Annotated in this window: 24 protein-coding genes; 9 read left to right on the top strand and 15 right to left on the bottom strand. The window is 63.7% G+C overall.

The annotated features are described in order from the left end of the window. Nucleotides 1-71: 71 nt before the first annotated feature. Both DFR38_RS00110 and DFR38_RS00115 read right to left on the bottom strand, forming a co-directional pair. Nucleotides 72-260 (bottom strand): hypothetical protein, encoded by a 189-nt coding sequence (locus DFR38_RS00110; protein ID WP_059287508.1) that lies wholly within the window; start codon nt 258-260, stop codon nt 72-74. Between the two features lie 148 nt (nt 261-408). Then, nucleotides 409-1,119, bottom strand: coding sequence for a GntR family transcriptional regulator (locus DFR38_RS00115; RefSeq protein WP_244909876.1), 711 nt, complete (start codon nt 1,117-1,119; stop codon nt 409-411). A 118-nt stretch (nt 1,120-1,237) separates the two neighbouring features. On the opposite strand from DFR38_RS00115, the gene DFR38_RS00120 reads away from it, so the two are divergent. The 3 genes from DFR38_RS00120 to DFR38_RS00130 are packed head-to-tail and all read left to right on the top strand — an operon-like array spanning nt 1,238 to nt 4,381. Beyond that, entirely contained in the window at nt 1,238-1,978 is a 741-nt protein-coding gene (locus tag DFR38_RS00120) for an SDR family NAD(P)-dependent oxidoreductase (RefSeq protein ID WP_110312815.1), read from the top strand. Beyond that, on the top strand, nt 1,971-3,053 hold the full coding sequence (locus tag DFR38_RS00125) for a phosphotransferase (RefSeq protein ID WP_158527662.1): 1,083 nt from the start codon (nt 1,971-1,973) through the stop codon (nt 3,051-3,053). The genes DFR38_RS00120 and DFR38_RS00125 overlap by 8 nt, the downstream gene beginning before the upstream one ends. Beyond that, on the top strand, nt 3,050-4,381 hold the full coding sequence (locus DFR38_RS00130; protein WP_204377595.1) for an aspartate aminotransferase family protein: 1,332 nt from the start codon (nt 3,050-3,052) through the stop codon (nt 4,379-4,381). The genes DFR38_RS00125 and DFR38_RS00130 overlap by 4 nt, the downstream gene beginning before the upstream one ends. A gap of 6 nt (nt 4,382-4,387) precedes the next feature. Here DFR38_RS00130 and mdcH read toward each other — a convergent pair whose 3' ends face one another. The 10 genes from mdcH to DFR38_RS00180 form a co-directional block, all read right to left on the bottom strand. Beyond that, entirely contained in the window at nt 4,388-5,320 is a 933-nt protein-coding gene (gene mdcH, locus DFR38_RS00135; protein ID WP_110312817.1) for a malonate decarboxylase subunit epsilon, read from the bottom strand. Then, nucleotides 5,317-5,982 (bottom strand): malonate decarboxylase holo-ACP synthase, encoded by a 666-nt coding sequence (locus DFR38_RS00140; protein ID WP_110312818.1) that lies wholly within the window; start codon nt 5,980-5,982, stop codon nt 5,317-5,319. The genes mdcH and DFR38_RS00140 overlap by 4 nt, the downstream gene beginning before the upstream one ends. Before the next feature lie 88 nt (nt 5,983-6,070). Beyond that, nucleotides 6,071-6,832 (bottom strand): malonate transporter subunit MadM, encoded by a 762-nt coding sequence (madM, locus tag DFR38_RS00145; RefSeq protein ID WP_218645235.1) that lies wholly within the window; start codon nt 6,830-6,832, stop codon nt 6,071-6,073. Nucleotides 6,833-6,847: 15 nt separating this feature from the next. After that, complete coding sequence (gene madL / locus DFR38_RS00150) at nt 6,848-7,249, bottom strand: malonate transporter subunit MadL (RefSeq protein WP_110312820.1); 402 nt, start codon at nt 7,247-7,249, stop codon at nt 6,848-6,850. 80 nt (nt 7,250-7,329) lie between these two features. Next, nucleotides 7,330-8,157 carry a biotin-independent malonate decarboxylase subunit gamma gene (gene mdcE / locus DFR38_RS00155; RefSeq protein WP_110312821.1) on the bottom strand — a complete coding sequence of 276 codons (828 nt, stop codon included), beginning with the start codon at nt 8,155-8,157 and terminating at the stop codon, nt 7,330-7,332. Then, a complete protein-coding gene (locus DFR38_RS00160; protein WP_059287672.1) occupies nt 8,154-9,017 on the bottom strand; it encodes a biotin-independent malonate decarboxylase subunit beta in 864 nt (287 codons plus the stop codon). The genes mdcE and DFR38_RS00160 overlap by 4 nt, the downstream gene beginning before the upstream one ends. After that, nucleotides 9,014-9,310 (bottom strand): malonate decarboxylase subunit delta, encoded by a 297-nt coding sequence (locus DFR38_RS00165; protein ID WP_059287673.1) that lies wholly within the window; start codon nt 9,308-9,310, stop codon nt 9,014-9,016. Before DFR38_RS00165 ends, DFR38_RS00160 begins: the two co-directional genes overlap by 4 nt. Nucleotides 9,311-9,333: 23 nt before the next feature. Next, a complete protein-coding gene (locus DFR38_RS00170) occupies nt 9,334-10,191 on the bottom strand; it encodes a triphosphoribosyl-dephospho-CoA synthase (RefSeq protein ID WP_110312822.1) in 858 nt (285 codons plus the stop codon). After that, the gene (gene mdcA, locus DFR38_RS00175; RefSeq protein ID WP_110312823.1) at nt 10,191-11,852 is read right to left on the bottom strand and encodes a malonate decarboxylase subunit alpha; all 1,662 of its coding nucleotides are present in this window, start codon (nt 11,850-11,852) and stop codon (nt 10,191-10,193) included. Before mdcA ends, DFR38_RS00170 begins: the two co-directional genes overlap by 1 nt. An 81-nt stretch (nt 11,853-11,933) precedes the next feature. After that, nucleotides 11,934-12,881: a LysR family transcriptional regulator gene (locus DFR38_RS00180; RefSeq protein WP_059286396.1), complete on the bottom strand. Its 948-nt coding sequence runs from the start codon at nt 12,879-12,881 to the stop codon at nt 11,934-11,936. A 281-nt stretch (nt 12,882-13,162) separates the two neighbouring features. Here DFR38_RS00180 and DFR38_RS00185 point away from each other — a divergent pair, with 281 nt between their 5' ends. After that, nucleotides 13,163-14,014 carry a crotonase/enoyl-CoA hydratase family protein gene (locus tag DFR38_RS00185; protein ID WP_059286395.1) on the top strand — a complete coding sequence of 284 codons (852 nt, stop codon included), beginning with the start codon at nt 13,163-13,165 and terminating at the stop codon, nt 14,012-14,014. Nucleotides 14,015-14,051: 37 nt separating this feature from the next. On the opposite strand, the gene pdeR is transcribed toward DFR38_RS00185, so the two are convergent. Continuing rightward, entirely contained in the window at nt 14,052-16,031 is a 1,980-nt protein-coding gene (pdeR, locus tag DFR38_RS00190; RefSeq protein WP_059286394.1) for a cyclic di-GMP phosphodiesterase, read from the bottom strand. A 705-nt stretch (nt 16,032-16,736) separates the two neighbouring features. Here pdeR and DFR38_RS00195 point away from each other — a divergent pair. The 3 genes from DFR38_RS00195 (at nt 16,737) to DFR38_RS00205 (ending at nt 18,600) form a co-directional block, all read left to right on the top strand. Next, nucleotides 16,737-17,312, top strand: a complete 576-nt coding sequence (locus DFR38_RS00195) for a hypothetical protein (protein ID WP_059286393.1) — start codon at nt 16,737-16,739, stop codon at nt 17,310-17,312. A gap of 75 nt (nt 17,313-17,387) precedes the next feature. Beyond that, complete coding sequence (locus tag DFR38_RS00200) at nt 17,388-18,215, top strand: EAL domain-containing protein (protein WP_059286392.1); 828 nt, start codon at nt 17,388-17,390, stop codon at nt 18,213-18,215. A 118-nt stretch (nt 18,216-18,333) separates the two neighbouring features. Next, nucleotides 18,334-18,600: a hypothetical protein gene (locus tag DFR38_RS00205; protein WP_059286391.1), complete on the top strand. Its 267-nt coding sequence runs from the start codon at nt 18,334-18,336 to the stop codon at nt 18,598-18,600. A 96-nt stretch (nt 18,601-18,696) separates the two neighbouring features. On the opposite strand, the gene DFR38_RS00210 is transcribed toward DFR38_RS00205, so the two are convergent. Both DFR38_RS00210 and ilvA read right to left on the bottom strand, forming a co-directional pair. After that, a complete protein-coding gene (locus DFR38_RS00210; RefSeq protein ID WP_110312825.1) occupies nt 18,697-19,344 on the bottom strand; it encodes an HAD family hydrolase in 648 nt (215 codons plus the stop codon). A 56-nt stretch (nt 19,345-19,400) separates the two neighbouring features. Next, nucleotides 19,401-20,930: a threonine ammonia-lyase, biosynthetic gene (gene ilvA, locus DFR38_RS00215; RefSeq protein WP_059286390.1), complete on the bottom strand. Its 1,530-nt coding sequence runs from the start codon at nt 20,928-20,930 to the stop codon at nt 19,401-19,403. 225 nt (nt 20,931-21,155) lie between these two features. Here ilvA and DFR38_RS00220 point away from each other — a divergent pair, with 225 nt between their 5' ends. Together DFR38_RS00220 and DFR38_RS00225 are read left to right on the top strand one after the other, a co-directional pair. Next, nucleotides 21,156-22,304 (top strand): D-alanyl-D-alanine carboxypeptidase family protein, encoded by a 1,149-nt coding sequence (locus tag DFR38_RS00220; protein WP_059286398.1) that lies wholly within the window; start codon nt 21,156-21,158, stop codon nt 22,302-22,304. Between the two features lie 94 nt (nt 22,305-22,398). Further along, nucleotides 22,399-22,677, top strand: coding sequence for a YbeD family protein (locus tag DFR38_RS00225; protein ID WP_059286389.1), 279 nt, complete (start codon nt 22,399-22,401; stop codon nt 22,675-22,677). The last annotated feature ends 17 nt before the right edge of the window (nt 22,678-22,694 follow it).

Genomic DNA, 22,694 nt, shown 5'->3' on the forward strand with positions numbered 1-22,694 from the left:
GCGCTGCAATCAGCGTGGTGTGTGACAAGGCCCGGCATTGCCGGGCCTTGTCACGTCTGGGCCGCTGCCGGCTATTTGCCGCGCGGGCTCAGCTTGAGAAAGAGCAGGCGCACCAGCAGATAGACCACGGCATTCAGCAGCGTCATCAGCAGCAGGATGGCCGGCAGCGACAGGCTGGATGGCGCGGCCAGGGCGCCGCTGTGAAAGCCGCCGGCCAGCAGCGAGGCAGCAAGCAGGGTAGAGAGCAGTTTGAAGGTCATGGCAGCAGCTTTGGGCAAGAGGGTAGGCTGCTGGATAGTGCAAACATCGTGCCTGGCTTGATTGCTTCAAGTTGTTGAAATGGCTGGTGTTTTTTAATGGCGGTACGGTGGGCCGCCGATAGGGCTGCGCCCGCCGTGCGGAAATCCGTCAGCCGGCGCGCTGGCGGGCCTGCAGATGCAGCAGGATGGCCTGGCCGCCGCTGAGGATGTCGTCGCCAATGGCCAGCGCCGCCGCCGCGCCATCGCGCTGGCGCATGGCCTGCAGCACCGGGTAGTGGTAGTCCAGCATGGCGCTGCCACCCTGCTGGTAGACGGCGGCGATCAGCGGGCCCATCTGCAGCCAGATACGGTAGAGGATGCCATGCAGGAAGGGCAGGCCGGCGATGTCGACCAGGGCAAAGTGAAACTGCTGGTTCAGCGCGCAGCCCAGGGCGATGTCCTGCGCGGCCATGGCCACGGCATTGCGCTGTACGATGTCCTCCAGCCGGGCGATAGCGGCAGGCTCTGCCTTGTTTGCGGCGGTTTCGGCCGCCAGGCCCTCCAGCCGGATGCGGATGGCGCGGATTTCCAGATAGCGCTCCACCGTCATGTGCGGCACGCGGATATCGCGTGGCGACTGCATGGCCAATGCCTGTTCCTGTACCAGCCGCAGGATGGCATCGCGCACCGGGGTGACGCTGGTGCCCAGCTGTTCTGCCAGCTCGCGTATTTTCAGGCGCGCACCGGGTTGCAGCCGGCCTTGCAGCAAGTCATTGCACAGCAGCTGGTAGACCGTGCTGCCCAGATTGTCGTGTTCCAGGGTGTCGAGTTGGTAGTCCATGCGTTGCAGGCCGGTGTGCGAGGGTGACAAGGGCCACATCTTAGCACTGCGGCTTGTCAGAATGAAATGCAGCAAATATGATGCATCATAATTTGATGAATCATAATCTGATGCAGCCGCGTGCTGCTGCCGCCATCCTGCTGACAGGAGTCATGCCATGTCCCCATCCACCCGCTATATGCTGTTGACCGGTGCCAGTCGCGGCATCGGCCATGCCACGGTCAAGCTGTTTCAGGAGCATGACTGGCAGATCTTCACCGTGTCGCGCCAGCCGTTTTCCGAAGCCTGCCTGTGGCCATCGGCACGGCAAAGCCATATCCAGGCCGATCTGTCCGACCTGTCCTGCCTCGAGCAGCTGATTGCCGAAGTACAAAGCCGCCTGCCCAATGGCGAGCTGCACGCGCTGGTGAACAATGCCGGTATCTCGCCCAAGGGGCCGCAGGGCGAGCGGCTGGGCATTCTGGCCAGCGATGCCGATGTCTGGAGCCGGGTGCTGAATGTCAATCTGGTCTCCACCGCCTTGCTGGCACGCGGCCTGTTTGCCGAGCTGAAAAAGGGGCAGGGCTCCATCGTCAATGTCACCTCGATCGCCGGCTCGCGCGTGCACCCGTTTGCCGGCGTGGCCTATGCCGCCTCCAAGGCCGGGCTGGCGGCGCTGACCCGCGAGCTGGCGCACGAGTTTGGCCCGCATGGCATCCGTGCCAATGCCATTGCGCCGGGGGAAATCGACACCGCCATCCTGTCGCCGGATACCGCCCGCATCGTGGAGCGCGATGTGCCGATGCACCGTCTGGGAACGCCGCACGAAGTGGCCGAGGCCATTTACTTTCTCTGCTCCGGCCACTCTTCCTATATCAATGGCTCGGAAATCCACATCAACGGTGGCCAGCATGTGTGAAACCGTGTCCCCAGCCGTGTCCCAAGGTGTGATCGACCAGCTGTTTGCCACCGCCGCCGCGCCGGTGGAGTGCAGCGAGGCCACCGCACTGCTGTGGCAGCATTACCGCCTGCGCGGTGTGGCCAGCCCGCTCAATAGCGAGCGCGATGCCAACTTCCATATCCGCGGCTACGATGGCCGCGAATATGTGCTGAAGCTGAGCCATCCGGCGGAAAACCGTGCCGTTACCGATTTCCAGAGCCGTGCCTTGCTGCATGCGCGGGCAGCGGACCCAAGCCTGCCCATTCCGCAGCTGCTGCCGCGCCACGACGGCCAGCCTTATGCCGTGGTGGCGCTGGCCGATGGCAGCCAGCGCGTGCTGCGCCTGCTCAGCTATCTGGCTGGCCAGCCCTTGCACCAGATTCAGCGTAGTGCGGCCCAGCGCCGTCATCTGGGGCAGACGCTGGGGCGGCTGGACAATGCCTTGCGCGATTATGCCCACCCGGCGGCCCATCACCCGTTGCTGTGGGATATCCAGCATGCCCAGCGGCTACAGCCCCTGCTGGACGAAACGCCGGACAGCGCGCAAAAAACGCTGTTGGCCGACTGGCTGGCCCACTTCATGCAGCAGGTGCAGCCGCAGCTGGCCGGTTTGCGCCGCCAGGTGATTCACAATGACCTGAACCCGCACAATGTGCTGGTCGATCCACAAGACCAGATCCGCACCGCCGGCCTGATCGACTTTGGCGACATGGTGCAAGCGCCCTTGATCAACGAGCTGGCGGTGGCCTGTTCCTACCAGCTGTCCAGCAGTGAAAACCCGCTGGATGGCGCCGGTGAGCTGATTGCCGGCTATCACGCCGTCTGTCCCTTGCTGCCGGGCGAAATCGATCTGCTTTACCCACTGATCATGACCCGGCTGTGCATGACGGTCACCATTACCGGCTGGCGGGCGGCGCGTTATCCGGAAAACCGCAGTTACATCCTGCGCAATAACGGCCTGAGCTGGGACGGCCTGCAACGGCTGGCCGCCTTTGGCCCGGCGCGCGCCAGTGCCTATCTGCAGCCCTTGTGCCAGACGAAAGGACAAGCATGAATCCCCCAGACCAACGCATGGCCAATGCCTTTGACCCGAACACGCTGGCCAGCCTGCCTGCCAGCGAGCAGGCGCTGATCCGCCGTCGGCAACAGGCGCTGGGTCAGGCTTACCGCCTGTTTTACCAGCAGCCCCTGCATCTGCTGCGCGGCGAGGGCGTGTGGCTGTACGACGCGGCCGGCCAGCCCTATCTGGATGTGTATAACAATGTTGCCTCGGTGGGGCACAGCCACCCGCAGGTGGTGGCGGCCATTGCCCGCCAGGCGGCCACCCTCAACACCCATACCCGTTACCTTGACCAAGGCATTGTCGATTACGCCGAGCGCCTGCTGGCCACGCTGGCCATGCCCGGTTATCAGGCCATGTTTACCTGCACCGGCAGCGAGGCCAACGACCTGGCCTTGCGGCTGGCGAACAATTTCAGCGGTGGGCAAGGGGTGATTGTCAGCTCCCATGCCTACCATGGCGTTACCAGCAGTGTGGCAGCCTGTTCGCCAGCCTTTGGCGAAGGCGTGGCGCTGGGGCCGAATGTGCGTACCGTGGCGTCGCCGGATGGCTATCGTGGTAACGCGCAGCAAGTGGCAGAGCAATTTACCTGTGATGTTCAGGCGGCGATTGCCGATTTGCAGCGCCACGGCGTCCGCCCGGCAGCGCTGCTGGTGGATACGCTGTTTACCAGCGATGGCGTCTTTGCCGATCCGCCCGGTTTCCTGGCTGGTGCGGTGGATGCCATTCACGCGGCAGGCGGCTTGTTCATTGCCGACGAGGTGCAGGCCGGTTTTGCCCGCAGCGGCAGCCATTTCTGGGGCTTTCAGCGTCATGGCGTGGTGCCGGACATCGTCACCATGGGCAAGCCCATGGGCAATGGTCACCCGCTGGCCGGGCTGGCGGCACGCGCCGACATCATCGATGCCTTTGGCAGCCGGGTGCGCTACTTCAATACCTTTGGTGGCAATCCGGTGTCCTGCGCTGCCGGCATGGCAGTGCTGGAGGTCATCGAACAGGAGGGTTTGCAGCACAATGCCCATGTCACCGGGGCGTATCTCAAGGCCGGGCTGCAGGCGCTGGCCGGCAAGCATGCGCTGATTGGCGATGTGCGCGGCGCCGGTTTTTTCCTTGGCGTGGAGCTGGTGACCGACCGCCACGGCAAACAGCCGGCCACGGCCGCCGCCACCCGTGTGGTCAATGCACTGCGCGAGCGGCGCATCCTGCTCAGTGCCACCGGCCCGGCCGGCAATATCCTCAAGCTGCGGCCGCAGCTGCCGTTTGCCCGTGAACATGCCGACCTGCTGCTGGATGCGCTGGATGCGGTGCTGGCTGCCTTGTAGCCGGTACTAGTCCTCGGCCTGGGCCCGGCGCGCCTGGGCCTGCAGGCTGTCCAGCCGGTCCTGTGCCATGTTCATCACCACCCCTTGGGCAAACACCGGCTTCAGCAGCCGGCTGAGCGTGCTGCCCGGCAGCATTTCCACCGCCAGCCGCGCGCCGCGTTCATAAGCCAGCCGGCTGCAGTCGTGCCAGCGCACCAGCCGTGCCATATTGCCGGCCAGGTCATCGGCAATCTGCTCGGGCCGCCGCAGCACGCGGGCGGCATTGGCGCTGAGGTAGTCCAGCCGCGGTGTGGCCAGGCTGATGCGGGCGACATCCTGGCGCAGCGCGCTGGCGGCTTCATCCAGCAGGCTGCAATGCGAGGGCACGCTGATGTCCAGCCGCTGGCAGCGGCCGGCTCCTCCGGTCTGGATCAGGCTGGCCAGCTGCTGCAGGCCAATCTCGCTGCCGGCCACCACCAGCTGGCGCTCGGCATTGATATTGGCCAGATAAAGCGGGCTGCCGGCAGCCCGCAGCTGCGCCAGCAGGCTGTCCAGCTGCGGCAGGGCCAGCCCGGATACCACGCTCATGCCATAGCCCTGCGGATAAGCCTGTTCCATCAGCTGGCCGCGCCGCCGTACCAGGCGCAGGGCGGCGGCCAGCGGCAGTGCCTCGGCCACCACGGCGGCGGCAAAGGCGCCAATCGACAAACCGGCCACCATCTGTGGCTGGATGCCTTCTGCTTGCAGCAGGCGGGCCGAGGCCACGCCGGCAATCAGCAGGCAGAGCTGCACCGCCACGGTGGAACGCAGCGCGGCGGCAGAGTCCAGCAAGTACGGCGAGCTGCCCAGTACGGCTTCCGCCTCGGCCAGCACGGCCTGACAGGCGGCATGCGCTGGCAGCTGCTGCAACATGCCGGGGCGCTGGCTGCCCTGGCCGGGAAAGACAAACAGGATGCTCATCGGCATTGCTCCATCGCGTTAAGCCGGCTGCCCGGCCATGCTGCCAGCGGCTCATCCAGCAGCAGCGGGCCGCTGGCGGTCTTGACCAGCACCCGGCCCCCGCGCAGCCACTCCTCCAGTGCCACGCCGCCAGTGGGGGTCTGCAGCTGGACATCCACGCGGCAAGGCAGCCCTGCCAGCGTTGCCGCCAGTGTTTGCATGCGCGAACGCGCCGGGGGCTGCGGACAGCGCAGCAGCAGGTCCAGATCGCTGTTGCTGCTAAGGGTGGCCTGGCCGGTAGCCAGCTCGAACCCGGCACTGCCGGTAATGCCCCAGACGAGGCCGCAGTCTTGCAGGGCAGCGTGGGCCTGCTGCAGCGCCTGCAATGCCGGCAGCTCGGCCAGGCGCGGATGTTGCCGCCAGCCTTGTTGTGCCGCCACTTGCTCCGGGCTGAGCACCCGGCATAGTTGCTGGCTGCTGGCCCACAAGGCAGAGCGCTGTGTACGCAGCGGACCGCGCACCCCGACCGCAATCAGGCCGGGTCTGGCGGCGGCGCGGCGCACCACCACCGGCAGGCCGGGGTGCCAGTGCCGTGGCAGCCAGTCCGGCAGCGTGCTGTCGGCCATGAGCGCCGCAGCCCTGTCCAGCCAGAGCAGATCGTGCGGGAGACAGGGATGGCCCATCGGAAACTCCTGAAAAAAAAGACGGCAGCGACCAGCGCTGCCGCGACAAGACTTTACTTCAGCAGCTGAAGTAAAGAGGAGGTTGCTATCAGGCCATGATGGCCTTGGTGGCCAGGTAGAGTGCCGATGGCCCCAGCAGGCAGCCCAGCCCGGTATGGAAGGTGGCCACCAGCGCGCCATAGGGCACCAGCCGGCGGTCGGTGGCGGCAAGGCCAGCCGAGACACCGCTCACGGTGCCGGCCAGCCCGCCGAACACCATGGCCGAGCGCGGATTGTTCAGGCCGAGGAAGCGGGCGGCAAACGGTGTGCCCACCATCACCATGATGGCCTTGAGCAGGCCGGTGGCAATGCTCAGCGCCATCACGTCCGAGCTGGCCCCCAGTGCCGCCCCGGTTACCGGGCCGACAATATAGGTGATGGCACCGGCACCGATGGTGGTCATGCTCACCACGTCACGGTAGCCAAAGGCATGGGCAATGCTGGCGCCGACGATAAACGGCAGCACCGTCCCCAGCAGCAGCGAGCAGGCGCCGATCAGCCCGGCCTTGCGTGCTTCGGTGACCTGTACTTCAAAGGCCGTGGCCACGATGGCGAAGTCGCGCAGCATGGCGCCGCCCATCAGCCCGATGCCGGAAAACAGCGAAATGTCTGCCAGGCCGCTTTGCTTGCCGGTGAGCACGCCACCGTAATAGGCCAGGCCCAGGCCAATGAGGATGGCAATGGCCGAGCCATGCACCCGGCCCAGCGTCAGCCGGCGCGACAGCCGGGCGGACAGCCAGGTGATGATGCCCACCAGCAGGAAGGCCGTTACCAGCCCGTTGTGTGCCAATACTTTTTCCAGCATTTGCATGATGTTGCTCCTGTATCAGGCCAGTGGGTCTTGTGGGGTTTCGGCTTCCGGCTGCCATGCCTGCTGGCTGCCGCCGCGATTGAGCAGGGCGATGACGCAGCCGCATACCACGACCGCGCCCAGTGCACCCAGCACGGCCACCGGCCCGCCGCGCAGGGCGGCAACCACGTTCTGCGTGGCGGCCATGGCCACCACCACCGGAATGTACATGGCACCCCAGAAGGCGACGCCCTGTTCGGTTTCCTGTGGCAGCAGGCCACGCTTGTGCAGGTAGAGCCGGGCGAAAATCAGCAGCAACATGGCAATGCCCACGCCGCCGACATTCGATTTGACGCCGATCAGGCTGCCCAGCAGGTCGCCCAGAAACAGGCCCAGCAAGTGGCAGGCTGCCAGCAAGGCAGTTCCGTAGATGATCATGGTGTGTCTCTCCTTTGTATTGTCATATTGTGTTCACCTGTTACCGCAGTATTGGCCATGCGCCCTGATGTTTGCTGGTTTTAGCCTCCTATTTCTGCCCATTGCGCTTGCAGCAGCGTACGGACCTTGCGCGTGGCCAGGCGGTGTTCGCCGTGCAAGCGCTGGTGCAGGTCGCGCTGCGGGTCGGCCTGGATGTCCAGCAGTGCCGCGGCCAGCGCGTCACGCACCAGCTGCAGGTCGGCCGCGGTGGGCTGGTCCGGCTGTGCGGTCTTCAGCAGTCGCCACAGCAAGCCCAGGCTGGCGTAGCTGGCAATGTCATAGGCCATGGGCGGGATGCTGGCGGCCAGCTTTTCCAGCTCTTCCACCGTGCGCAGGGTGATGCGGGCGGCGGCCTGCTTGCCCATGGCATGCACCATCACCCCGGCATCGTCCAGCGCCAGCAGGCGGTTGGCCTGGTAGCCGTGGGCCAGGAAGGCGCCGGACATGGCCTTGCCGACAATCAGCCCGATCACCGGGTGGCCGGCCAGCCGGGCGCCGGCATAGGCTGCCGCGGCGGCGGCCAGCGCCTGGTGGATGCCATAGGCTTCTTCGCGCCGGCCATAGGCCTGGCTGGGAACATCGATGATGGCGACGATGGCGCGCTTGCCGGGCTGCAGACGGTCGGCTTCCACCGCGGCGTCGATGGCGGCGGCCAGTGCCCAGCCTTCCAGCAGGCCCACCTCGCCATGGCGGGCGCGTTCAAACGGGTTGTGCGGGTCGGCCACTACCGCGATATAGCGTGCCGGCTGCCCGGCCAGTTCGGCATCCGTCACCAGCAGGGATGGCGGCAAGCCTTGCTGCAGCGGGGACTGGCCACACAGGGCGTTAAACCAGTCGCGGCCGCGCTGGCTGATGGAGGGCTGGCTCATGGCTTGGCTCCTGACTGGAAAAACTGACGGGCTGAAGCGGCATCGGCCTGGCTAGTGCTGTCCATGGCCAGCAGCCTTTGCAACATGTGCTGGCTGCGCCGGTGACGCGGCTGCTCGGGCAGGCCGCGGGCGATGAAGTCCAGCAGTTGCTGGCGGATCAGCACACTGTCGTCGTCCAGCAGGGCATCGGCCAGTCCGCAGACCCGGCGCTGTTCGCCGCCGGTGAGGCTCCAGATGAAGGGCCGGTTGCGCGAGTCGTATTCCGCCACGCCGGCTTCCTGTTCGATCACTTGCGGGCCGTTCAGCCCCAGTCGCGCTTCGCGGGTGACGATCAGATAACTGCACAGGCCGGCGGCAATCGACATGCCGCCAAAGCAGCCCACGGTGCCGGCGATGATGCCGATCACCGGCTGATAGCGGGCCAGGTCGACAATGGCGGCATGGATTTCGGCAATGGCGGCCAGGCCGAGATTGGCCTCTTGCAGGCGCACGCCGCCGGTTTCAAACAGGATGACGGCACGGGTGGGAATGCCCTGGCGATTGTCTGTCGCCGCCAGCTCCAGTGCAGAGACCAGCTTGGCCCCGCCCACTTCGCCCAGGCTGCCGCCCTGGAAACCGCCTTCGATGGCGGCAATCACCGCCGGCTGGCCATCCAGCAGGCCCTTGCAGATGACCACGCCGTCATCGGCCTGGGCCACGATGCCCTGCGCCCCCAGCCAGGGTGAGTATTGCCGGTCAAATGGACCGGCCAGTTCGCGGCTGCTGCCGGCATCCAGCAGGCTGTGGGCGCGTTCGCGGGCGCTCAGCTCGATAAAGCTGTGACCTTGCAGCAGGCGGGCGATGTCTTGTTGATGGCTCATGCGGACAGTTCCTCCAGGGCCTGGGCCAGCCGCAGGCTGATCACGCCGGGGGTGGCCGCAAAATCATTGATTTCCATCTGCATGGCAGCAGCCTTGCCGTTGGCAAACAAGCGGTCGAGCTGGGCGCGCCAGCGCGCGGCACTGCCATCGGCGGCGCTGTGTATCACGATGTGGCAGAGCCCTGCGGCGGCTGGTGTGATCAGCACTTCCAGGTCGCCTGAGGCCACCACGCCGGCCAGCACACGGCGGGTGGCCGGCGCACCGGCCGGGTAGTCCAGGTGCAGTTTTTCCATGATTCCTCCTTCATTGCTAGGTGTCAGTTGGCGGCCATGGCGGGCAGCCGGTCCAGCAGCAGGGTGGCGGCCAGCAGGTCGGCCGCGCCACCCGGTGACAGGCGCTGCGCCAGCATGTCTTTTTCCAGTTGATAAAGCCGGCGGCGGCCGGGCAGGGTGGCCACGCCACCGGCAGCTAGTACCTTTGCTGCCCCGGCCTGCACCAGGGTCAGCCCCGGCATGCCGCCACGCGACAGCAGGCAGGTGTCGTCCAGCCGGCTCATGATGGCCAGCAGGGCATTGAGCCGGGCATTCACTTCGCCGTCGCCGCGCGCGCGGCTGGCCTGCAAGGCGGGCAGGGCCAGCCGGGTGATGTGTGGAAAGCCCTGCTGCGCTTCGCCACGGGCACCGCCCACGCCGTAGCGCTGGCAGGCCAGCTCGCCCTTGCGCGGCTGTGCCGGCAGCAGGCGGTCCGGCAGCCTGGCCAGTGCGGCGGCGCGCTGGCATACCGCAGCCGCCTGCAGCTGGCTGGCATCCATGGCGGCAGCCGCCACCAGCAGGCCGATGGCCCAGATGGCGCCGCGATGGGTGTTGACGCCGCCACTGGCCTGCAGCATGGCCTGTTCGCCGCTGCGGCCCAGGCTGCCCAGCTGTTCGCGCAGGGTGGTCGATGGTGTTTGCCGCCAGGCGGCATTGGCCATGGCGAAAAAGGCCGGCTGCAAGGCGCGGGCCGAGCGGCACATCAGTTCCAGGTTGAGGTCGCTGTGGGCGCCATTGCCACGGCTGTCCACCAGTCCGGGCTTGGGTGCCAGCCGGGCTTCATCCAGCAGCGACTGGCAGGCCAGTGCCGCCAGCTGGCTGGCCAGTTGCCCGGCCGGATCGGGTGCGAGGGCGCGCCGCATTACCAGCTCCGGAAGCGGGCCGGCGGCTGGTACAGCCCGTCCGACCAGCTCACCAGCTCGGCCATGCTCTTGGCGGCCAGCAGCGAACGGCTGGCCTCGCTGCGGCGGATGCCCAGGTCTTCCGGCAGGGCCACCAGTCCGGCCTGGCGCAGGGCGGCGGTGCTGGCCGGGTCGTGGCGCAGGCCGATGGGGGTGATGCCGGCCACGGCGGCAATCATCTGCCGGCGCTGTTCCAGTGATTCGGCCTTGTACAGATAGGCAATGCCTTCTTCGGTCAGCACATGGCTGACGTCGTCGCCGTAAATCATCACCGGAGCCAGCGGCATGCCGCTGTTGCGCGCCACTTCCACCGCGTCCAGGCTTTCCACGATGGTGGGCTGGCCGTTGCCCTGGAAGGTTTCCACCATTTGCACCACCAGCTTGCGGCCACGGGCCAGCAGGCTGTCGGTCTGGATCAGGTCCAGCCAGGCCGGGCTGGCATGGCGCCGGCCATGCGGGTCGTGGCCCATATTGGGTGCGCCGCCAAAGCCGGACAGCCGGCCATGGGTGACGGTGGAGGAGTGGCCGTCGCCATCCATTTGCAGGGTGGAGCCGATGAACATGTCCACCGCGTACTGTCCGGCCATCTGGCAGAAGGCGCGGTTGGAGCGCAGCGAGCCGTCCCGGCCGGTAAAGAACACATCGGAGCGGGCCGCCACATAGGCTTCCATGCCCAGTTCGCCGCCAAAGCAGTGCACGCTGTCCACCCAGCCGCTTTCGATGGCCGGGATCAGCGTCGGATGCGGGTTCAGCGTCCAGTGGCGGCAGATCTTGCCTTTCAGTCCCAGTTGCTCGCCGTAGGTGGGCAGCAGCAGTTCGATGGCGGCAGTATTGAAGCCCAGGCCGTGGTTGAGCGATTGCACCTGGTGCCGCTCGTAGATGCCGCGAATGGCCATCATGGCCATCAGCACGTGTACCGGCTTGATCAGGCGCGGGTCGCGGGTGAACAGCGGTTCGATAAAGAAGGGGCGGTCGGCCAGTACCACGAAATCCACCCAGTCGGCTGGAATGTCCACGCGGGTGAGTTCGGACGGGTCGTCGACAATTTCATTGACCTGGGCAATGACGATGCCGTCGCGAAAGGCGGTGGCTTCCACCAGCGCCGGGGTGTCCTCGGTGCTGGGGCCGGTGTAGAGATTGCCGTGGCGGTCGGCCTGATAGGCGGCCACCAGCGCGACATTGGGGGTGAGGTCGACAAACAGCCGCGCATACAGCTCGACATAAGTATGGATGGCACCGATTTCCAGACAGCCATCCTGTAGCAGCTGGCCGATACGCAGGCTTTGCGGGCCGGAGAAGGAAAAGTCCAGCTTGCGGGCAATGCCGCTTTCGAAAATATCCAGATGCTCGGGCCGGCCCACACTGGGGATGATCATGTGCAGATCGTGCAGCCGGGCCGGATTGGTGCGGGCCAGGCTGCGCGACAGGAAGTCGGCCTGTTTCTGGTTATTGCCTTCCAGCACCACGCGGTCGCCGGGGGCGATCAGGATTTCCAGCGCAGCCGTCAGCTGGTCGGTGGGCAGGATGCGGCCGCTGGCCAGGTGGCTGGCCAGCTCGATGCGGCGGCGCTTTTCATTACGGCGGCGATTCCAGACCGGGGAGGGGGGTGAGGCTGCCAGCATGGGTGCTCCATATCGCAGATGAGAATGTCTGCAAGGTAGGCGCTGGCAGGCTGGCCATCAATCAAGCTGGCTGTCGAATTGTTAGCCTGAGGCTAATGGTTTGGCGGCAAGGCCACTGGCCGATATCTGCTGTCCCAGCATGCGCGCTTCGGCCAGCAAGGCCAGCAGGTTGGGGTCACGCTCGCGGCATTCCTGCAGCAACAGGCCGATATGCTGGGTGCAGCGCCACTCCGGGGTCAGCGGGGTGAAGCGGATGCGCCCGGCAAACAGCGAGCTGACCCGGCCGGGCAGCAAGCTGAGGCCCACGCCGGCGGCCACCAGGTTCATCAGCGAGAAAATGTCATCCACCCGCATCACCACATCCGGCTGGTAACCGGCTTGCTCGAACAGGCGCTGGAAGTCGCGGCTGGTGGCAAAACCGTCGCTGAGGGCGACGAATTTTTCATGGCGGCAGGCGGCCAGATCGGCCATGGCGGCTGCCGGTGCCGGGCCGGCCAGCGAGGAGGCAAGAAACAGCTGGTCTTCGAACAGCGGTACCGCCAGCAAGCCCGGCAGGTTGCCATCGGCTGGCAGCGACATCAGCAAGGCGTCCACATCCTGGGCTTGCAGCTTGTCCAGCAACTGGGCGTTGGAGCCCAGCTGCAACTCGATGGCCAGTTCCGGCCGGCGCAGCTTGACCCCCATCACCAGCCGCGGAATCAGTTCCACCGTCAGCGAGTACATGGCGCCGATTTTCAGCTGGGCCGCGCCAAAACCGGCTTTTTCCCGCGCTTTGCGGATGCCGGCTTCCAGGGTCCGTCCGGCGTCCTCGGCTGCCTCGGCCAGTGCCAGCGCCGCGGGCAAGGCAATCAGCCGGCGGCCTTCGTTGCGGAACAGGGGGCAGCGCATGGCGTCTTCCAGCGAATGCAGGGCGCGGTGCACGCTGACGGTACTCATCTGCATGCGTTCGGCAGTGCGTGCCAGGCTGCCACTGGCCACAAAGGCGGCCAGGATCTGCAGTTTGCGCAGGGTGATTTCTTCACTGATCATGGCTTGGCCTTGCCGCTCAGGGGTGATGAGCGCCAGCTGCCACGGTGGCCGGTCTGGCGTTCAAGCTGGTTTTTGAAAAAAACAGCATAAATATCATGATGGGTGGAAAGCTGGAGGAATAGGCAAAAATCAGCATTTTCAGTTGTTTTCTTTAAATAAATCGAAATGGCTGAAATTTTTCAAAACATATGGAATGAACCGAGGTCACTGTTTATGCTGGCGGCAAAGCTGGAAAATCAAACGTTCCATCGATTTTCCACCACGCTCATGAAGGAGCCGACATGACTGATGCATTCCACAAAGACTGCCAGATTTTTACCGAAGCTGGTCACACATCGCAACTGACCGCCTACTACGAAAGCAGCCGCCGCATTGTCTGGCTGATGATGCATACCCACCCGCGCCCCAGTTTCAACCCGGCCTTGCTGGACGATGTGGAGGCGGTGTTCCGCGCGGTGCGCGACAGCAAGCTGCCGATTGATTTTTTCATTTCCGGCTCAACCGTGCCGCACATGTATAACACCGGCGGTGATCTGAGCCTGTTTTCCCAGGCAATACGCCAGCGCCAGCGCGCTGTGCTGTCCAGCTATGCCACCCGTTGCATTGATATCCTGTGCCATCTGGACGGCGGCTTTGGCCGCAATGTCATCACCCTGGCGCTGGTGGAGGGCAGTGCCCTGGGCGGTGGTTTCGAGGCGGCGCTGGCCCATCATTTCCTGCTGGCGCAGCGGGATGCCAAAATGGGATTTCCCGAGATTTCCTTCAATCTTTTCCCCGGCATGGGGGCTTATTCCTTTGTCGGGCGCAAGGCAGGGCAAAGGGTGGCCGAGCAGCTGATTGCCTCGGGCGAGGCGCCGCGAGCGCCCTGGCACCATGAAGTGGGGCTGGCCGACCAGCTGTTCGAGCCGGGCGAGGGGGTGATGGCTGCCAGAACCTTCATCGACACCCTGCAGCCCAGGCTGAACGGCATCCGTGCCATGCTGCGCACCCGTCACCGGGTGTTTCCCATCCACCGCGAAGAGTTGATGGACATCACCCAGGACTGGGTGGATACCGCGCTGTCAGTGGAGGACAAGGATATTGCCTATATGGAAAGACTGGTTCAGCTGCAGAACAAGCGCGCTCGCGCCTGAGTAGCGGCAGCTGAGCCAGTGGCATGGCAGGCCCGCTTCAGGGTTTGCCATGCTGCTGCAGCCATTGCTCCAGCTGGTCGGCAGGCATGGGGCGGGCAAAATGATAGCCCTGGGCCAGGTCGACGCCTATCTCACTGATGAAGTCCAGCTGGCTGTCGGTTTCCACCCCCTCGGCCACGATCTGGAAATCCAGCTGCTGCGCCACCGCCACCATGGAGCGCAGCAGTGCCATGGAACGGGCATCAGCCGGAATGGCCCGGATAAAGCTTTGATCCATCTTGATGACTTGCAAGGGCAGCCGGGTCAGCTGCGACAGCGAGGAATAGCCGGTGCCGAAGTCGTCCAGGTGGATGTTGACACCCAGCGCACGCAGCGCGCTCATGATCTCGATGGTACGCCCCTCGTCCGAGGCGATGCAGGATTCGGTCAGCTCGATATCCAGCGGCGAGCGCTTAAAACCGTGCTGCTGCATGGCGGCCATGAAGTCGGACAGCAGCTCGGGGTCGCCCAGCTGGCGGGCCGACAGATTGACCGAAATGCGCAGCGGCTGCGGCAGGCTGCTCCAGCGCCTGGCCTGGGCCATGGCTTCGCGGATCACCCAGCGGCCAATCGGCTTGATCAGGCCGGAATCTTCGGCATAGCGGATGAAGCTCAGCGGCGGCACCATGCCGCGCTCGCTCGATTGCCAGCGGATCAGCGCCTCCACCGAGGTGGCGCGCCGGCTGCGCAGGCAGACCTGCGGCTGGTAGTGCAGGCTGAACTGGCCTTCCTGCAGCGCCTGGCGCAAGCCGCCATCCAGCCACATGCTTTCCTGCAGGTGGTTGTTCATCTCCCGCGAAAAATGCATCACGCCGCCCTTGTTGGCGGCCTTGGCGGCATACATGGCGGTATCGGCGTTGCGCACCAGCTCGCTCAGGCTCTCGCCGTCGGCCGGAAAGCTGGCCACGCCGATGGAGCAGCCGGAATACACCTGGATGTGTTGCAGGGTAAACGGCGTTTCCATCAGCGTGCGGATCTGGCGGCATACGCTGGCGGTTTTTTCCGGGGTGGCATCGTAGAGCAGCAGCAAGAATTCATCGCCGCCAAAGCGTGCCAGTACGTCGCCAGGGCCGATCTGCTCGCGCAGCGCCTGGCCGACCCGGGCAATCAGCAGGTCACCGATGGCATGGCCATAGTGATCGTTGATGTTCTTGAAGTTGTCCAGGTCGAGGAACAGCAGGTCGAAGGGTTTGACCGGCCTGGTGGCAACGGCCAGATTGATGATGCTCTGGATGGCATGGCGATTGGGCAGGCCGGTGGTGCTGTCGGTGCTGGCCTGTTCCTCCAGCCGTGCCTGTGCACGGCGCTGCTCGGTGATGTCGGTGCCGGAGCAGACCAGAAACCACTGGTCCACCGTGGCATTGCGCACCAGCCGGTTGCGCCACCAGATCAGGCGCGGACCATCCTTGGTCAGGATGTGGCGCTCGGTTTCCCAGCTGTGCATGCTGCGGAAAAAGGTGGTGAGATTGGCGCGGATCTTTTCCGACTCTTCCGCCGAGAAAAACAGTTCCAGCGCGTTCTTGCCCATGACTTCGGCCTCGGTCTTGCCGGACAGCCGTTCGCATTCGCGGTTGAAGCGCTTGATATTGCCCTGGTCGTCCACGATCACGATCAGCGAGCTGACTTCGGAAATGACCTGTTCGGAGAAATTCAGCCCGCGCTCCATCTCGCGTCGCACGGCGGCGGTGTCATTGCACCAGGTGGCCACGCCGCGCCATTCGTCATGGTCGGTGCGGCGGCCAATCAGGATCAGGCCCAGCGGTATGCCTTCCAGCTGGGTTTCGATGGCCACGGTGGCGGTGGAGCCTTCCAGTTTGCGCACGTCTTCGGCCTGGGCATTGCTCAGGGCGATGGCGACGATCATCCGGTCGTCGGCATCGGAAAGATAAAGCGCGTTGGAGTCCGGCGGCAGTCTCCAGCGCGGGCTGTCCGTGCCAAAGCGCTGCGTCAACCAGGAGGAGGGCGTAAGGTCAATCACGTTGTTTCTTTCTGCATATGACGTCGTTTTAAATTAAAGCTATAAAAAGTGACATCAATTAAGCTGTTTTATGCAGTATATCGAGTCGTTGTTATTGCATAAATAAGCTTCTGTTCAAAAATTGCCGCAGTGCCGCGCTGCCCATCACTACCCACCAGCCCGCCGCACAGGCGCATGGTGGTCATGTCTTGGCAGATTACTCCAAATTTGTTTAAAGCTGTTATCAAGATGGTTTGTATGCGGGCAAGGCGGATTGCTGGCAGGGAGGCGTCGGCAGCTGTCTGACAGGACGGGTCGCGGGCATGCCGCCGCTGCGCGGAGGGGGCGGGCTGCTGTGGCAGCGAGTCAGGGCGGCGGGGGAATAAAAATCGCCCACCCGGCAAGGGGTGGGCGCAAGTTCCATAAGGATGGAGGAGGATTAACGCTGCCTAGTATCTGGTGGGCATTTCTTGCGGTCCAGTGCAACTTTCCCCTGGTTTGTGCCATATCAATACCGGCTGGTCGCCAGCGGCTTATCTGTGTGGCGAATAGCGATATCAGCAATGGGCATTTATCAATCCGCTGCTGTCGGGCTAGAGTGATGCCTGCAGTGCGCAAATGCCTGTTGGCCTGCTATCGCGTGCGGGTGGCCATTGCTGGCAGGAGCCAGGGCGGCGTTCTCTTTCATCTTTCATCCGGTATTGCCTGCAGATGGTCGGGCTTGTCATGAATGCATTGCTCACCCGTTTTTTACACACTGTCCATGCCGATTACTTCATGGAATTTCCGCTATGGAGCACGGCGGATGGGCAGGTGGTGGGTGAATTCATCAAGGTGCGCCTGTCCAGCCAGTTTGAGCCGGCCTGCGATGGCGCCGGCCAGTCGCTGGGTATGCTGGCGCGGCTGCAGGCTGTTGCGCCGGGTGGCGAGATCATGGCGGACGAGGCGCTGACACGGTTGACCCGCGTCAGTGAAACGCCGGTAGTGCTGGACCGCTTTATCCGCAGCCTGCATTTGCTCAACTACCTGCAAGCCGGCTATGGCGGGCAGGGGCTGATCCTGCCGGTATCCGCCTTGTTGCTGGAGGCGGTCAGCCAGGAGCATGGCCGGGTGTTTCGCCAGATTGTCGACCGGCTGGCCGGGCCGGCGCCGCGCATCGGCTTTCTGTTGCCGGCCACCTATGCGGCACAGCCAGCACGGCTGGCCGCGCTACGCGCCAATTACGCCCGCCATGGCTTTGCCACTTTCCTGCCCACCGGGCAGGGGGCTGCCGTATTGCAGCGGCTGGATGACGGCTGCTAGGCAGGCCCCGCGTTCAGCCTGCAAGCCGGCGGATCTTCCCGTGCCAGGGCTTATCCAGACAGAATGGGATGTGCAATGCAGTTGAATCGTTTGCTTGGCTATTTCCATCAATGGCCACCTGCCGTGGCCAGACAGCGGCCTACACTCAAGTTTTCCGATCACGGCACCTTTGCCCTGTATGGCGGGTTGCGGCTGGACAGCGTGTTCCAGCCCATCATGCAGCGCCAGGGCGGCGGCCTGCGGCCGGTGGCGCATGAAGCCTTGCTGCGGGTAAGCGACAAGGCCGGCCAGCCGCTGGCGGTGGAACACTTTTTTGCCCAGGCCGGTTGCGCCGAAGAGTTTGTCTATCTCGACCGCTTGAGCCGGGTGATCCATGCGCTGAATTTTGCCGCCCAGGCCGAGCCGGGCGAGCTGCTGTTTCTCAATGTGCATGGCCAGCATCTGCTGAGCATTGCCAGTGGCCGGCATGGTTCCACTTTCGAAACCCTGCTGGGCTATTGCGGCTTGCAAGCGCAACAGGTGGTGCTGGAAATCGTCGAATCGGAAATTGCCGATCTGCAACTGCTGGATGCGGCCATCCACAGTTACAAACGCAAAGGGTTTCGCATTGCCATCGACGATTTCGGTGCCGGACATTCCAATTTTGACCGGCTGTGGCAGTTGACGCCCGATTTGGTCAAGCTGGATCGCAGCCTGCTGACGCAGCCGGCGCTGAATGAGCGGGCGCGCATGGTGTTTCCCAAGCTGATCGACATCATTCACGACCTGGGCGGCCAGGTGGTGTGCGAAGGCATCGAGACCGAGGCCCAGCACCGCATGGCATGGCATGGCAGGGCGGGGCTGATCTGCTGCAGGGTTTTTACTACGCCCGACCCGCAGCCAGCCTGCATCACGCCGGGCTGACGCGCTGCGCGGCATGAGTCGCTTCACCCTCATTCGGCGGTTTGGCCCAGACAGGGTATAATGGCCGGCTGCATTCGCGTCATTTCGACATGGCAAGCTTAGGTAACGGGAAGTGAAGATGACTGAAGATCAAATCAAATGTTGCTGGTGCGACAAGGTATCCAGCCGGGCACAGCTGACAGGCCCCGCGGCCAATCTGTGCCCGCACTGCGAAGAACCGGTACTGCCATCGACGTTTGGTGAGCTGGAACTGGGACAGGATTTTGCCTGTAGCCTGGGCGGTTCCTGGAAGAAGATTTCCGACAGCAAGGCTGAAATGCATGATGCGGCACCGTCCGACAAGCCTTGCGAATTCAAGCCGGCAGAAGTGGTTTACCCCTTCTGAACGCACATCCGGCTTGTTGGTACAGCCTGCCTGACATGAAACTGCCGCCAGAGTATTCTGGCGGCAGTTTTTTTATACGGCGCAGTCCAGGTCGCTTTACAAGTGTTGCAGCAATTCCAGCGGATGGTTGATGCTGATGTCGGCACCCCATTGCTCCGGCTGGTCCTGTTCCGAGATATAGCCCCAGTTGGCCAGCACGGTTTTCATGCCCACCACGCGGCCGGCCTGGATGTCACGCTCGGCATCGCCCACATACAGGCAATGTGCCGGGTCGATGCCAATCTGGCTGGCGGCATGCAGCATGGGCGCAGGGTCCGGCTTCGGCACGCCGACGGTATCGCCACTGACGGTGACCGCCGGGCGGCTGCTAAAGGGCAGGGCCGGCACCAGTCGGTCGGTAAAGCGCATCGGCTTGTTGGTGATGATGCCCCAGGTGAGACCCTTGGCGGTGATGCCGTCCAGCATGTGGTTGATGCCGTCAAACAGCACGGTTTCGTCGGCAAAGCTGTGCTCGTAGTGATCGAGAAAGCGCAGGCGGTATTCTTCGAAACGCGGATGTTGGCGATCAATGCCAAAACCCAGGCTCACCAGCCCGCGTGCGCCATGGCTGGCCAGTGGCCGGATGGCGGCATAGGGTTGTGGCGGCAGGCCTTCCTCGGCCAGCAAGCGGTTGAGGGCGGCGCCCAGGTCGCGCGCGGTATCGGCCAGGGTGCCGTCGAGGTCAAACAGTACTGCCTTGATCATGTGGGTTGCCTGTACGGGAAGTTCTGCGGCCAGCCGTGCTGGCTGGCCGGCAGAGTTTAGCGGATGGTCTTGCCCAGGAACAGCTTGTAGGCCGGATTATCCGTCTCTTCCACATAGGGATAGGCCAGGCCATCCAGAAAGTGCTGGAACTCGGCATTGTCGCTGGCGGGAACCTGGATGCCAACCAGCACGCGGCCATAATCGGCACCGTGGTTGCGGTAGTGGAACAGGCTGATGTTCCAGTGGGTACGCATGCCCTCCAGGAAGCGCATCAGCGCGCCCGGACGTTCCGGGAATTCAAAGCGCAGCACGCGCTCGTCCTTCAGTTGCGGGGCGTGGCCGCCCACCAGGTGGCGGATGTGCAGCTTGGCCAGTTCGTTGTCGGTCAGGTCCAGACCGTCCAGATTATTGGCCTTGAGTTCGGCGATGATGCGTTCCGAATCCTGCTTGCCGCTGATCTGCACCCCGACAAACACATGGGCGGTGCCGGGGTCGGCAAAGCGGTAGTTGAATTCGGTGATGTTGCGGTTGCCGATCACCGCACAGAACTGCTTGAAGCTGCCCGGTTTTTCCGGAATGGTGACGGCGATGATGGCTTCGCGGCGCTCGCCCAGTTCGGAGCGTTCCGAAACATGGCGCAGGCGGTCGAAGTTCATGTTGGCGCCACAGTTGATGGCCACCAGGGTCTGACCGGTACAGCCTTCGCGCTCGATATAAGCCTTGGCGGCCGCCACGGCCAGCGCTCCGGCCGGTTCCACGATGGAGCGGGTGTCTTCGAAAATATCCTTGATGGCGGCGCACATGGCGTCCGAATCCACCAGCATGATTTCGTCCAGCAGCTCGCGGCAGATGCGGAAGGTTTCTTCGCCCACCAGCTTCACCGCCACGCCATCGGCAAACAGGCCCACATCTTTCAGCTCGACACGCTCGCCTTTTTCGATGGACTGCTTCATGGCGTCCGAATCCACCGGCTGCACGCCGATGATCTTGATTTCCGGTTTCAGGCGCTTGATGAAGCTGGCCACGCCAGCTGCCAGACCGCCACCACCAATCGCCACGAACACGGCATCGATATGGCCGGGGTGCTGGCGCAGGATTTCCATGCCGATGGTGCCCTGGCCGGCGATCACGTCCGGGTCGTCAAACGGCGGGATATAGGTTTTGCCGGTTTCGGCCACCAGCTGCATGGCGTGCTGATAGGCGTCGCTGAACGATTCGCCATGCAGGACCACCTTGCCGCCACGGCTGGTCACGCCGTCAATCTTCACCTGCGGGGTGGTGACCGGCATCACGATAATGGCTTCACAGCCGATTTTCTTGGCCGACAGCGCCACGCCCTGGGCGTGGTTGCCGGCGCTGGCGGTAATCACGCCGTTGGCCAGCTGCGCGGGGGTCAGCTTGGCCATCTTGTTGTAAGCGCCGCGCAGCTTGAAGGAGAACACCGGCTGCAGGTCTTCGCGTTTCAGCAGAATGGTGTTGCCGGTGCGGCGGCTGAGATTGTTCGCCGTTTCCAGCGGGGTTTCCACCGCGACGTCATAGACGCGCGAGGTGAGGATGCGCTCCAGATAGTCTTGCTTGTCTTGCATGGTGATGCCGATGTCCTTGTCGTTCTTTCTTATTGAACTGTCAGAGTAGCAGGAACTCCAAGCCGGCGGGAAGCCGTGTCGCCATTTTCATGCTGCATTGCCGCAACCACATTGGCGACAGGCCATGCACTGCTGCAAAAACCGGCCATTTACGGTCAACGCAGCAGCGTGGGCGTGTATAATCAACGGCTATTGTTTGTAGCCCTCACCCAGTTGTCGATCTCAATGAAAACCACCATCTCCCGAATTCTGCTTGCTGCCACGCTTGCCCTGCCCGTTGCTGCCTCTGCCACTGCTGCCTTTGTACCGCCGGTGCCGGAAATTGCCGGCAAGGCCTATTATCTGGTCGATTTCAATAGCGGCCAGGTGCTGGCTGCACAGGGCCCGGACGCACGTGTCGAGCCGGCCTCGCTGACCAAGCTGATGACCGCCTATCTCACTTTCAAGGCAGTCAAGGAAAAGCGCCTGACGCTGGACCAGATGCTGACCGTGTCCAGCCGTGGCTGGAAAACCGACGGTTCGCGCATGTTCCTCGACCCGAAAGTGCCGGTGAAGGTGGATGACCTGATCAAGGGCATGATCGTGCAGTCCGGCAACGATGCCTGCGTCACCCTGGCTGAAGCCATTGCCGGCAGTGAAGACGTGTTCGCCCAGCTGATGACCCAGCAGGCGCAGAAACTGGGCATGAAGAACACCCAGTTCCGCAATGCCACCGGCCTGCCGCATGCCGATCACTACACCACGGTGCATGATCTGGCCATCCTGTCCGCCGCGCTGATCCGTGATTTTCCGGAGTTCTATCCCACGTACTCCATCAAGTCTTTCACCTATAACAACATCACCCAGCCCAACCGTAACCTGCTGCTGTACCGCGACCCCAACGTCGACGGCATGAAAACCGGCTACACCGATACCGCAGGCTACAATATGATCACCTCCAGCCATCGCGACGGCCGGCGGGTGATTTCGGTGGTGGTGGGGACCGCCAGCCCGGAAGCGCGTGCGGTGGAAAGCTCGAAGTTGCTTAACTACGGCTTGCAGTTTTTCGATACGCCCAAACTTTACTCGGCAGCCAAGCCGGTTTCCGATGTTCCGGTGTACAAGGGCGCGGCCAAGTCGGTGCCGGTTGGTTTCAGTCAGGATGTTTACGCCACCGTGGTCAAGGGCCAGGCCGCTCAGCTGAAGGCCGACCTGTCCACCATGCAGCCCTTGATCGCGCCGATCAAGGCCGGCCAGACCGTAGGCAAGCTGGTGGTGAGCCTGGATGGCAAGCCGCTGCTGGAGCGTCCGGTGGTTGCCTTGCAAACCGTGGAAGAGGGTGGCTTCTTCAGCCGCCTGTGGGACAGCATCAAGCTGATGCTGGGCTGGAAGTAATCCGGCTTTTGATTGACCGCCCCGTGTGACGGGGCCGGGCAATGGCCTGCATCGGGTGATGCGGGCCTTTTGCCTTTGCAGAATCGAGTGGAACATGGCTGAAAACAGCACTGAAAAGCAGGAAATCATTGAATTTCCCTGTCGCTTTCCCCTGAAGGTGATGGGTGAGCGTCACGATGAATTTGTCCTCACCATGACCGAAGTGGTGCGGGTGCATGCGCCGGATCTGGCCGAGCACGATGTCACGCTGCGGGAAAGCTCGGGTGGACGTTTCTATGCGCTGACCATTACCGTGAACGCCACTTCGCGCCAGCAGCTGGACAATATCTATCTGTCGCTCACTGGCCACCCCATGGTCAAGATGGTGCTTTAAACCCAACAGGAGCCTCG

This window comes from Aquitalea magnusonii, from assembly GCF_003202035.1.
Lineage (GTDB): Bacteria > Pseudomonadota > Gammaproteobacteria > Burkholderiales > Chromobacteriaceae > Aquitalea > Aquitalea magnusonii.

Excerpts from the sequence above, each read along its gene's own strand:
- DFR38_RS00120 (WP_110312815.1), top strand. The coding sequence starts at position 1,238 with ATGTCCCCATCCACCCGCTATATGCTGTTGACCGGTGCCAGTCGCGGC.
- DFR38_RS00165 (WP_059287673.1), bottom strand. The coding sequence starts at position 9,310 with ATGGAAAAACTGCACCTGGACTACCCGGCCGGTGCGCCGGCCACCCGC.
- DFR38_RS00115 (WP_244909876.1), bottom strand. The coding sequence starts at position 1,119 with ATGTGGCCCTTGTCACCCTCGCACACCGGCCTGCAACGCATGGACTAC.
- DFR38_RS00185 (WP_059286395.1), top strand. The coding sequence starts at position 13,163 with ATGACTGATGCATTCCACAAAGACTGCCAGATTTTTACCGAAGCTGGT.
- DFR38_RS00195 (WP_059286393.1), top strand. The coding sequence starts at position 16,737 with ATGAATGCATTGCTCACCCGTTTTTTACACACTGTCCATGCCGATTAC.
- ilvA (WP_059286390.1), bottom strand. The coding sequence starts at position 20,930 with ATGCAAGACAAGCAAGACTATCTGGAGCGCATCCTCACCTCGCGCGTC.
- madL (WP_110312820.1), bottom strand. The coding sequence starts at position 7,249 with ATGATCATCTACGGAACTGCCTTGCTGGCAGCCTGCCACTTGCTGGGC.
- DFR38_RS00180 (WP_059286396.1), bottom strand. The coding sequence starts at position 12,881 with ATGATCAGTGAAGAAATCACCCTGCGCAAACTGCAGATCCTGGCCGCC.
- DFR38_RS00160 (WP_059287672.1), bottom strand. The coding sequence starts at position 9,017 with ATGAGCCATCAACAAGACATCGCCCGCCTGCTGCAAGGTCACAGCTTT.
- DFR38_RS00130 (WP_204377595.1), top strand. The coding sequence starts at position 3,050 with ATGAATCCCCCAGACCAACGCATGGCCAATGCCTTTGACCCGAACACG.
- mdcH (WP_110312817.1), bottom strand. The coding sequence starts at position 5,320 with ATGAGCATCCTGTTTGTCTTTCCCGGCCAGGGCAGCCAGCGCCCCGGC.
- DFR38_RS00225 (WP_059286389.1), top strand. The coding sequence starts at position 22,399 with ATGGCTGAAAACAGCACTGAAAAGCAGGAAATCATTGAATTTCCCTGT.
- DFR38_RS00200 (WP_059286392.1), top strand. The coding sequence starts at position 17,388 with ATGCAGTTGAATCGTTTGCTTGGCTATTTCCATCAATGGCCACCTGCC.
- DFR38_RS00220 (WP_059286398.1), top strand. The coding sequence starts at position 21,156 with ATGAAAACCACCATCTCCCGAATTCTGCTTGCTGCCACGCTTGCCCTG.
- DFR38_RS00170 (WP_110312822.1), bottom strand. The coding sequence starts at position 10,191 with ATGCGGCGCGCCCTCGCACCCGATCCGGCCGGGCAACTGGCCAGCCAG.
- DFR38_RS00125 (WP_158527662.1), top strand. The coding sequence starts at position 1,971 with ATGTGTGAAACCGTGTCCCCAGCCGTGTCCCAAGGTGTGATCGACCAG.
- madM (WP_218645235.1), bottom strand. The coding sequence starts at position 6,832 with ATGCAAATGCTGGAAAAAGTATTGGCACACAACGGGCTGGTAACGGCC.
- DFR38_RS00110 (WP_059287508.1), bottom strand. The coding sequence starts at position 260 with ATGACCTTCAAACTGCTCTCTACCCTGCTTGCTGCCTCGCTGCTGGCC.
- mdcE (WP_110312821.1), bottom strand. The coding sequence starts at position 8,157 with ATGAGCCAGCCCTCCATCAGCCAGCGCGGCCGCGACTGGTTTAACGCC.
- DFR38_RS00205 (WP_059286391.1), top strand. The coding sequence starts at position 18,334 with ATGACTGAAGATCAAATCAAATGTTGCTGGTGCGACAAGGTATCCAGC.
- DFR38_RS00140 (WP_110312818.1), bottom strand. The coding sequence starts at position 5,982 with ATGGGCCATCCCTGTCTCCCGCACGATCTGCTCTGGCTGGACAGGGCT.
- mdcA (WP_110312823.1), bottom strand. The coding sequence starts at position 11,852 with ATGCTGGCAGCCTCACCCCCCTCCCCGGTCTGGAATCGCCGCCGTAAT.
- DFR38_RS00210 (WP_110312825.1), bottom strand. The coding sequence starts at position 19,344 with ATGATCAAGGCAGTACTGTTTGACCTCGACGGCACCCTGGCCGATACC.